The organism is Streptomyces doebereineriae, assembly GCF_031845645.1.
GTDB classification, from domain to species: Bacteria; Actinomycetota; Actinomycetes; order Streptomycetales; family Streptomycetaceae; genus Streptomyces; species Streptomyces canus.
This window is the reverse complement of the sequence record NZ_JAVREZ010000040.1, coordinates 17655-27563: the sequence shown is the minus strand read 5'-3', so window position 1 is coordinate 27563 and position 9909 is coordinate 17655. Positions and strand designations below refer to the sequence as shown.

The window sequence follows — 9909 nt, the reverse complement described above, 5'->3', positions numbered from 1 at the left end:
TTCATAGTGTTTCGGTGGTCATAGCGTGAGGGAAACGCCCGGTTACATTCCGAACCCGGAAGCTAAGCCTTACAGCGCCGATGGTACTGCAGGGGGGACCCTGTGGGAGAGTAGGACACCGCCGAACAATTATTCAAAGGGTTGGATCCTGAACTTCGGTTCGGGGTCCAACCCTTTTTTGTTGTGCGTCACTTGAAGTTCACGTTGCGCAACCACCATCCGAGGCATGGGTACTGCTGCAATGCTCAGGGCCGCCGGCGTCGGAGTCGGTGACGAGGTCGTCGTGCCGGCCTTCGGGAACGTCGAGGTCGCCGAGGCGGTGACACTCGCGGGTGCGCTTCCGGTGTTCGCGGACATACATCCGGTCAGCTACTGCCTTGACGCCTCCGCTGTCGAAGCGGCGGTAACTCCGCGGACGGCGGCCGTCGTTGTCGTACACCGATTCGGGCGACCGGCCGACATGGCGCGGCTGCTCGCGCTGGGGCAGCGGCACGGGCTGCTGGTGCTGCAGGAGGGCGAGTCCGAGGCGCCGTACGACGAGATGGCTCAGCGTCGAGAGCGGGCCTGCTACCTCGATGGGAAGCTCCGCGGGGTGCGTACGCCCGATGGCGGGGACGGGCACACCTATCAGCAGTACGTGGTGCGGGTGCCCGGTAACGGGCGGCCGGACCGGGACGCGTTCGCTCGGGCCCTGCGGGGCAAGGGGGTTGACTGCCGGGTGCCGGTGAAGACGCCCGTGCACCGGTTGCCCGAGTTCCGGCGTTGTGTGTCGCTGCCGGAGACGGAGCGGGCCGCCGACGAGACGCTCGCGCTGCCGGTGGACGCTTCGCTGACCAAGCGGGACATGCAGCGGATCGTGGCCGCGTGCAATGCGCTGGGGGGACTGCTTCAGCCTGCCTTCTGAGGGAGTTGGGAGCACGCGTCTGTTCGGGGTATGATCTATTCCGTTGCCGCGAGGGAAACCTCGAAAGCGACAGGCCCCCTTAGCTCAGTCGGCAGAGCGTCTCCATGGTAAGGAGAAGGTCAACGGTTCGATTCCGTTAGGGGGCTCCAGCCAAAAGGCCCCGCCCATTCGGGCGGGGCCTTTTTCGTGTCTTTCTCAGTCCGTGTGCAGGCCCGGGACGCGCATCGCCAGGATCGCCATGTCGTCGGACGGGGCGTCGGAGGCGAAGCGCTCGACCGCGCGCATGATGCGGGCCGCGACCGCACCGGCGGTCAGGCCCGTGCAGGTGGTCAGGACGTCGGCGAGGCCGTCGTCGCCCAGCATGCGGGTGCCTTCGCGGCGCTCGGTGACGCCGTCCGTGACGCAGAGGAGGACATCGCCCGGGTCGAGGGTGACCGTCTGCTCGTAGAGCTCCAGGTCCTCCATGACGCCGAGGAGGGGCTGGGGTTCGGCGGCCGGTTCGACGGTGCCGTCCTGGCGCAGGCGGAGCGGGAGGGGGTGGCCGGCGCAGACGACCTTCAGACGGGCGCTGCCGTCCTCCTGCGGCCACAGCTCGCCGTAGAGGAGGGTCAGGAAGCGGCTGCGGGCGCCCTCGTCGAGGATCGCGGAGTTCAGGCGCTCCAAGACCGCCGGGCCGCTGAGCCCCTCGCGAGCGAGCAGCCTGAGGGCGTGCCGGGCGAGGCCCGTGACCGCCGCCGCGTTCGGACCCGTACCGCAGACATCGCCGATGGCGAACCCGTAGGCACCGTCGCTGATGGGGAAGACGTCGTAGAAGTCGCCACCGACCTCGTTGCCCTCGCCGGCGGCGCGGTAGATGACCTCGACCTCCACGCCGTCGATCTCGGGGAGCTCGGGCGGCAGGAGGCTGCGCTGGAGGGACTGACTGATGGCTGTGCGCTCGGAGTAGAGGCGGGCGTTGTCCAGGGCGAGGGCGGCCCGGCGGGACAAGTCCTCGGCCAGTTCCAGGATTTCCTGGCGGAAGTGTTCGTCCGCGGGCTTGCCGAGGGTCAGCATGCCGATGACGCGATTGCGGGCGACCAGCGGGAGGACGACGGTCTCGCCGCCCACCGCGGAGGCTGTGGCGAGCGTGGGACCGATTCCGGAGGCGAGCTGGTGGGTGGGGCCACCGCTGAGTCCGAGGCTGCGCATGGAGCTGCGCAGAGCCGCTTGGTGCGCTGCCTCGCCGGGGGCCGACCAGACGCGGGCACCGGGGGTGGGGACCGGGTCCGGGGGCTGGATCTTCGACAGCAACGACTTGATGCCGTCGATGAGTTCCTCGTCCTCGTGGAGGACGTACGACAGATAGGGATCCGAGGCCTGGTCGGCGATCGTGTAGACGGCGCACCAGGTGGCCAGGGTGGGGACGGTCATCTGGGCCATGAGGGCCAGGGTCTGGTCGCGGTCCAGGGTGCCGGCGAGGAGGTCGGAGGCCTCGACGAGGAAGCTCAGGGAGCCGCGGCGCAGGCGTTCGAGTTCGCCCAGGCGCGCCGACTCGACTGCCAACGCGATGCGGTCGGCGGCGAATTGGAGGCGAAGGGCTTCTTCGTTCGAGTATCTGCCGGGGCCTTCGGCGGCCACGCCGAGGGAGCCGGTGAGGCGGCCCTCGACCTTCAGCGGGACGGTGACGACCGAGCGCATGCCGGTGCCGTTCAGGAGGGGTACGGCGCCGGGTACGGCCGAGAGGTCGTCGTGGACGGCCGGCATGCGGGCGGAGCCGTAGCGGCCGGGGCCTGCCTCGACGGGCACCCGCGCGAAGCGCTGACGGGCGGAGGGCAGGCCGGTGGAGGCGCGGACCTCCAGCTCGGTCTCGTCGTCGGTCGCGAGGAGCAGGAAGGCGGAGTCGCCGTCCAGCATGTCGCGCGCGCGTTCGACAGTGCGCTGGAGGAGGCCGTCGAGGTCGTCCGGGGCCGGGGAGCCGATGAACACCTCGAACGGGTCGGTGCTCTGGCCGTCGGAGGAGGTGGTCGTGTCGGAGGAGGGCACGCGCAACGGGGTCTGCAGGACGGCGCGCTCGTGGTCGCGGACCAGGAGGCAGACCGTGGACGGCTCGCCGCCGGTGTCGCGGACGCGCAGGTGGGAGGCGTAGACAGAAGTGACGCGACCGTTGGCCGCTCTGATGCCGTAACTGCCCTCCCAGCGCGAGAGTAGGAGGGCCTCGGCGATTCCGGTGCCGGTACCGGGGGTGTGGGGCCAGGCCGCGAGGTCGGACAGGGGCTTGCCGATGACCTGTTCGGCGGCGTAACCGAAGAGTTCCTCGGCGTCCTCGTTCCACGAGCTGATGGCGCACGCACGGTCGATCTGGACGACGGCGACGCGGACGCGGCCGTCCGCCAGCGGGAGGAGGTCCGCGGGCAGGGCCGGGCCTGCCGTGCGGGTGCCCACCGTGCGTTCGGGAAGATCGAGCTGGAACCAGACCTGCTTGTGGGTGGGCGTGTACTCGACGCCCCACCGGCCGGCGAGCGCGGCGCAGAGCTGGAGGCCGCGGCCGCCCTCGCGGTCGAGGTTGCCCATGTTGACGGCCTGACCCTGGAGGGGGATCTCGCGCTCGGGGTAGCGGTCGCCCACCTCGATCCGTACACCGTCGTCACTGCGCAGGCACAGAACATCCGCGGAGGTGCCCGCGTGCACCACCGCATTGGTGACGAGTTCGCTGGTGAGGACCACCGCGTCGTCGACGATGTCGGCGAAGCCCCATCCCTGGAGGGTGTCGCGGACGAAGGAGCGGGCGGTCGCTACCGATCGACCGACAGGCTCGAAGCTGGCGGCCGCGCGCGCGGTGATCACAGAACTCCTCGGCCGGTTGTCGACGTGCAGGGCTGCCTGGCCGACCGGCTCGTGCCGCTGCTGCGGCAGGCCGCCCGTCGGCCGGGGGTCCGGGGTCTGTCCCCCGGGGACCAGTCCGGTGGTCATGTGTGCGGCCGCCCTCCGATGCCCGCTCGTGCTCGTGCCACCGTCCAGGCCGGACGGACCGGCTCGGCTGGACAGCCGCATGCAAGGTTACTTACCTTCGACGGCCATGCGGATGCCGGTCTGCAGTGTTTCCGTCCGGAGGGTGTGCGGACGATGTGCGAAGCTGCCGAACTGTTATGGCCGGGTTCAACCAGGGTGAAACACTGGGCAGGCTCCTGAAGAAGGTTCGGGCAGGCCGAGTGGCTTACGTGTACGGCGGGCAGCAGCCCGTGGTGCGGCTTTGTATGCCCGGTTGAAATAACGCTGTAGTAAGCACAAGGACGCGGCAGCCACCGGTGCGCCGCGCAGTAGCACCTGAGCACAGCAGTAACGGTCGACCCCTGCGGGAGGGACACAGTGGAGTCTGGCGCAGCGACGCGGGGCACTAAAACGCGCGCGAAAGGCGGACAGTCCCCGAGCAACCAGCGCAAACCGCGCAATGGGACCACCGCGGTGGACACGGCTGCCCTGAACCGGCTGCTGGCGGCACTGGTGTCGATGCGGGACGGGAACTTCCGCAAGCGGCTCACGGTGTCCGGCGACGGCGTGATGTCGGAGATCGCGGCGGTCTTCAACGAGGTGGCCGACCGCAATCTCCATCTGACGGGTGAGCTGTCACGGGTGCGGCGCATGGTGGGCCGTGAGGGCAAGCTCACGGAAAGGCTGGAAACAGGCGCCTGTGAGGGCTCCTGGGCGTCAGCCATCGATGCCTCCAACGCGCTCGTGGACGATCTCGTACGGCCCGTCTCCGAGGTCGGCCGGGTGCTGTCCGCGGTGGCGGAGGGCGATCTGTCACCCCGTATGGAGCTCAGGACGCAGGCGCCGGACGGAACGGGGCATCCGCTGCGCGGGGAGTTCCTGAAAGTCGGGCGGACTGTAAACAACCTTGTCGATCAGCTGTCGACGTTCACCGACGAGGTCACGCGGGTGGCCAGCGAGGTCGGCACCGAGGGCAAGCTCGGCGGACAGGCACGCGTGCGTGGCATGTCGGGGTCGTGGAAGGACCTGACCGAGTCCGTCAACACGATGGCGTACCGGCTGACGGCGCAGGTGCGGGACATCGCGCTGGTGACCACGGCGGTCGCCAAGGGCGACCTGTCCCGGAAGGTCACGGTTCACGTGGCCGGCGAGATGCTGGAGCTGAAGAACACCGTCAACACGATGGTGGACCAGCTCTCCTCCTTCTCCTCCGAGGTGACCCGCGTCGCGCGCGAGGTCGGCGTCGAGGGCGAGCTGGGCGGCCAGGCGCAGGTACCGGGTGTGGCCGGGGTGTGGAAGGACCTCACCGATTCGGTGAACCTCATGGCCGGCAATTTGACGGCCCAGGTGCGCGGGATCGCCCAGGTGACCACGGCGGTCGCCAGCGGTGACCTGTCGCAGAAGGTGACGGTCTCCGCACGCGGTGAGGTCGCGCAGCTGGCCGACACGATCAACCAGATGACCGAGACGCTGCGGATCTTCGCGGACGAGGTCACCCGCGTGGCCAACGAGGTCGGTGCCGAGGGACAGCTCGGCGGGCAGGCGAACGTGCCGGGTGCGGCGGGAACGTGGAAGGACCTCACCGATTCGGTGAACACGGTCTTCCGGAACCTCACCACGCAGGTGCGGGACATCGCCGCGGTGACGACGGCAGTGGCCAACGGTGACCTGTCGCAGAAGGTCACCGTCGACGTGGCCGGCGAGATGCTGGAGCTGAAGAACACCGTCAACGGGATGGTGGACCAGCTGTCCGCGTTCGGCGCCGAGGTCACGCGCGTGGCGCGCGAGATCGGTGTCGAGGGTGAGCTGGGCGGCCAGGCGCAGGTGCCCGGAGCCGCCGGTACTTGGAAGGACCTCACCGACTCCGTCAACACGGCGTTCAGGAATCTCACCGGACAGGTGAGGAACATCGCCCAGGTGACCACGGCGGTGGCCAACGGTGACCTGTCGCAGAAGGTCACCGTGGACGTCTCCGGCGAGATGCTCCAGCTGAAGAACACCGTGAACACGATGGTGGACCAGCTGTCGGCCTTCGCCGACCAGGTGACGCGGATGGCCCGGGACGTGGGCACCGAGGGACGGCTGGGCGGTCAGGCCGTGGTGCCGGGGGTGTCCGGTACGTGGAAGGAGCTCACCGACTCCGTCAACTTCATGGGCGGCAACCTCACCTCTCAGGTGCGGCAGATCGCCCAGGTGACGACCGCGGTGGCCCGGGGTGACCTGTCGCAGAAGATCGACGTGGACGCGCGCGGCGAGATCCTGGAGCTGAAGAACACCATCAACACGATGGTGGACCAGCTGTCCGCCTTCGCCGACCAGGTGACGCGGGTGGCTCGTGAGGTGGGCACCGAAGGACGCCTCGGCGGACAGGCGCAGGTGCCCGGCGTCGCCGGTGTGTGGCGTGACCTCACCGACTCCGTGAACGGAATGGCAGGAAACCTTACTGCCCAGGTGCGCAACATCGCCCAGGTGGCCACCGCAGTGGCCCGGGGTGACCTGTCGCAGAAGATCGACGTCGATGCGCGTGGCGAGATCCTGGAGCTGAAGAACACCCTCAACACGATGGTGGACCAGCTCTCCAGCTTCGCGGACCAGGTGACGCGGGTGGCCCGTGAGGTGGGCACCGAGGGCATCCTCGGCGGGCAGGCCGAGGTGCAGGGTGTCTCCGGCACCTGGAAGGACCTCACGCAGTCCGTGAACTTCATGGCGAACAACCTGACGATCCAGGTGCGCAACATCGCCGAGGTCACCACCGCGGTCGCCAAGGGCGATCTCTCCAAGAAGATCACCGTCGACGCCAAGGGCGAGATCCTCGAGCTCGTCACCACCGTCAACACGATGGTCGACCAGCTGTCATCCTTCGCCGAGCAGGTGACCCGGGTGGCCCGTGAGGTGGGCACCGAGGGCCAGCTGGGCGGTCAGGCGCGGGTTCCGGGTGTCACGGGCATCTGGAAGGACCTCAGCGACAACGTGAACCTGATGGCCAACAACCTGACCATGCAGGTGCGCAACATCTCCCAGGTCGCGAACGCGGTCGCCAACGGCGACCTCACACGGACGGTGACGATCGAGGCGCGCGGCGAGGTCGCGCAGCTCGCCGACACCTTCAACACCATGGTCAAGACGCTGAGTTCGTTCGCCGACCAGGTCACCAAGGTGGCCCGAGAGGTGGGCACGGACGGCATCCTGGGCGGCCAGGCGCGGGTGCCCGGTGTGGCCGGCACCTGGAAGGACCTCACCGAGTCCGTGAACCAGATGGCGTCCAACCTGACCGGTCAGGTGCGGAACATCGCCATGGTGACCACGGCCATCGCCAAGGGCGACCTGACCAAGAAGATCGACATCGACGCCCGCGGTGAGATCCTCGAACTCAAGACCACCATCAACACGATGGTCGACCAGCTGTCCTCCTTCGCCGAGGAGGTCACCCGAGTCGCCCGCGAGGTGGGTACCGAGGGCCAGCTCGGCGGCCAGGCACGTGTGCGTGACGTCGACGGCACCTGGCGCGACCTGACCGAGTCCGTGAACGAAATGGCAGGAAACCTTACTCGGCAGGTGCGAGCCATCGCGCGTGTGGCGACCGCGGTGACCCGGGGCGACCTGAACCTGAAGATCGACGTGGACGCGTCCGGCGAGATCCAGGAACTGCAGGACTACATCAACAAGATGATCGCCAACCTGCGCGACACCACGATCGCCAACAAGGAGCAGGACTGGCTCAAGGGCAACCTGGCCCGTATCTCGGCGCTCATGCAGGGCCGCCGGGACCTGGAGGACGTGGCCTCGCTGATCATGAGCGAGCTGACGCCGGTGGTGACCGCGCAGCACGGCGCGTTCTTCGTCGCGATGCCGCTCCTGGACGGCAAGGACATGAGCGCCGAGGCCGAGGACCAGTACGAGCTGCGGATGCTCGGTTCGTACGGCTACTCGATGGGCTCGATGCCGACGTCGTTCCGGCCGGGTGAGGCGCTCATCGGGACGGCCGCCGAGGAGAAGCGCACGATCCTGGTGGAGAACGCGCCCAGCGGCTACCTGAAGATCTCCTCCGGTCTCGGAGAGGCGCCGCCCGCGCAAGTGATCGTCCTCCCGGTGCTGTTCGAGGGCAAGGTGCTCGGTGTCATCGAGCTGGCCTCCTTCACACCCTTTACGCAGATCCAGAAGGACTTCCTCAACCAGATCGCCGAGATGATCGCGACCAGCGTCAACACCATCTCCGTCAACACCAAGACGGAGGTACTGCTGAAGCAGTCGCAGGAGCTGACCGAGCAACTCAGGGAGCGGTCGGCCGAGTTGGAGAACCGGCAGAAGGCCCTCCAGGCGTCCAACGCCGAGCTGGAGGAGAAGGCCGAGCTGCTGGCCCAGCAGAACCGCGACATCGAGGTCAAGAACACCGAGATCGAGGAGGCGCGGCAGGTCCTGGAGGAGCGTGCCGAGCAGCTCGCCGTATCCATGCGGTACAAGAGCGAGTTCCTGGCCAACATGTCGCACGAGCTGCGTACACCGCTCAACTCGCTGCTGATCCTCGCCAAACTGCTCGCCGACAACGCGGATTCCAACCTCACCCCGAAGCAGGTCGAGTTCGCCGAGACCATCCATGGGGCCGGCTCCGACCTGCTGCAGCTGATCAACGACATCCTCGACCTGTCGAAGGTCGAGGCGGGCAAGATGGACGTCTCCCCGACGCGCATCGCGCTCGTGCAGCTCGTGGACTACGTGGAGGCCACCTTCCGGCCGCTGACCGCGGAGAAGGGCCTGGACCTGTCCGTACGGGTCTCGCCCGAGCTGCCCGCCACGCTGCACACCGACGAACAGCGGCTGCTCCAGGTGTTGCGCAACCTGCTGTCCAACGCGGTGAAGTTCACCGACTCCGGTGCCGTCGAGCTGGTCATCCGGCCCGCCGGGCGGGACGTACCGGTGGCGATCCGGGAGCAGCTGCTCGAGGCCGGTTCGCTGCGCGACCCGAGCGCCGACCTGATCGCGTTCTCGGTGACGGACACCGGGATCGGCATCGCGGCCAGCAAGATGCGGGTGATCTTCGAGGCCTTCAAGCAGGCCGATGGCACGACCAGCCGCAAGTACGGTGGCACCGGCCTCGGGCTGTCGATCTCGCGGGAGATCGCGCAACTGCTCGGCGGAGAGATCCACGCGCAGAGCGAGCCCGGTCGCGGATCGACGTTCACGCTGTATTTGCCGCTGCACCCCAGCGAACTGCCGCCGCAGGGATACCAGCAGTCCATGCCCGCCCTGGAGGCCGGCGATCTGGTGGCGTCCGCGTCGGAGCACGGGCGGACCGGAGTCGAGGTCGAGACGCCGGCCGAGGTGAAGTCGTACCAGGAGACACAGAACGGCGCCGCGGCGCTCTTCCGGCGCCGTCGCAGGACCGTACCCGCCCTCGAACAGCGGATCGGACAGCCGGACCAGTGGTCGGCGGTGGAGCACCAGGCCGCGCCGCAGCCACGCCGGGGCATCCGGTTCGGCGGGGAGAAGGTGCTGATCGTCGACGACGACATCCGCAACGTCTTCGCGCTCACGAGCGTCCTCGAGCAGCACGGGCTGTCCGTGCTCTACGCGGAGAACGGCCGTGAGGGTATCGAGGTGCTGGAGCAGCACGAGGACCTGGCGGTCGTCCTGATGGACATCATGATGCCCGAGATGGACGGATACGCGACGACCAATGCGATCCGCAGGATGCCGCAGTTCGCCGGGCTCCCGATCATCGCCCTGACCGCCAAGGCGATGAAGGGCGACCGCGAGAAGGCGATCGAGTCGGGCGCCTCCGATTACGTGACCAAGCCGGTCGATCCCGATCATCTGCTGTCGGTGATGGAACAGTGGATGCGGGGGGAGTGATGGGAATCAGCGGAGTTCACGCGGAGTTGCTGACTCAGTGTGCCCGACGCCGTGTAGAAGTACGGGATTCGGGGAACCTTCTGGTCTCCCGCTACGTTTCTGCTACGTGCACAGTGACATCACGGTGACAGGGTGTGGCGACAGACAGGGTGCGGCTACGATGACCGGCACAAGGACGGGCGGCGAAA

General features: G+C 68.1%; 3 protein-coding genes, 1 tRNA gene and 1 rRNA gene. 4 read left to right on the top strand and 1 reads right to left on the bottom strand.

From position 1 onward, the window contains the following. The first annotated feature begins 10 nt into the window (after positions 1–10). The 3 genes from rrf (at position 11) to RNB18_RS50020 (ending at position 1053) form a co-directional block, all read left to right on the top strand. Positions 11–127: ribosomal RNA gene (rrf, locus tag RNB18_RS50030) — 5S ribosomal RNA — on the top strand. Between the two features lie 114 nt (positions 128–241). After that, positions 242–904: a DegT/DnrJ/EryC1/StrS family aminotransferase gene (locus RNB18_RS50025; protein WP_311720788.1), complete on the top strand. Its 663-nt coding sequence runs from the start codon at positions 242–244 to the stop codon at positions 902–904. A 73-nt stretch (positions 905–977) separates the two neighbouring features. Further along, positions 978–1053 (top strand) — tRNA-Thr (locus RNB18_RS50020). Positions 1054–1099: 46 nt separating this feature from the next. Here the strand turns inward: RNB18_RS50020 and RNB18_RS50015 are convergent. Then, positions 1100–3853, bottom strand: a complete 2754-nt coding sequence (locus RNB18_RS50015) for a SpoIIE family protein phosphatase (RefSeq protein ID WP_311720787.1) — start codon at positions 3851–3853, stop codon at positions 1100–1102. A 396-nt stretch (positions 3854–4249) separates the two neighbouring features. On the opposite strand from RNB18_RS50015, the gene RNB18_RS50010 reads away from it, so the two are divergent. Next, positions 4250–9721, top strand: a complete 5472-nt coding sequence (locus tag RNB18_RS50010; RefSeq protein WP_311720786.1) for a HAMP domain-containing protein — start codon at positions 4250–4252, stop codon at positions 9719–9721. The last annotated feature ends 188 nt before the right edge of the window (positions 9722–9909 follow it).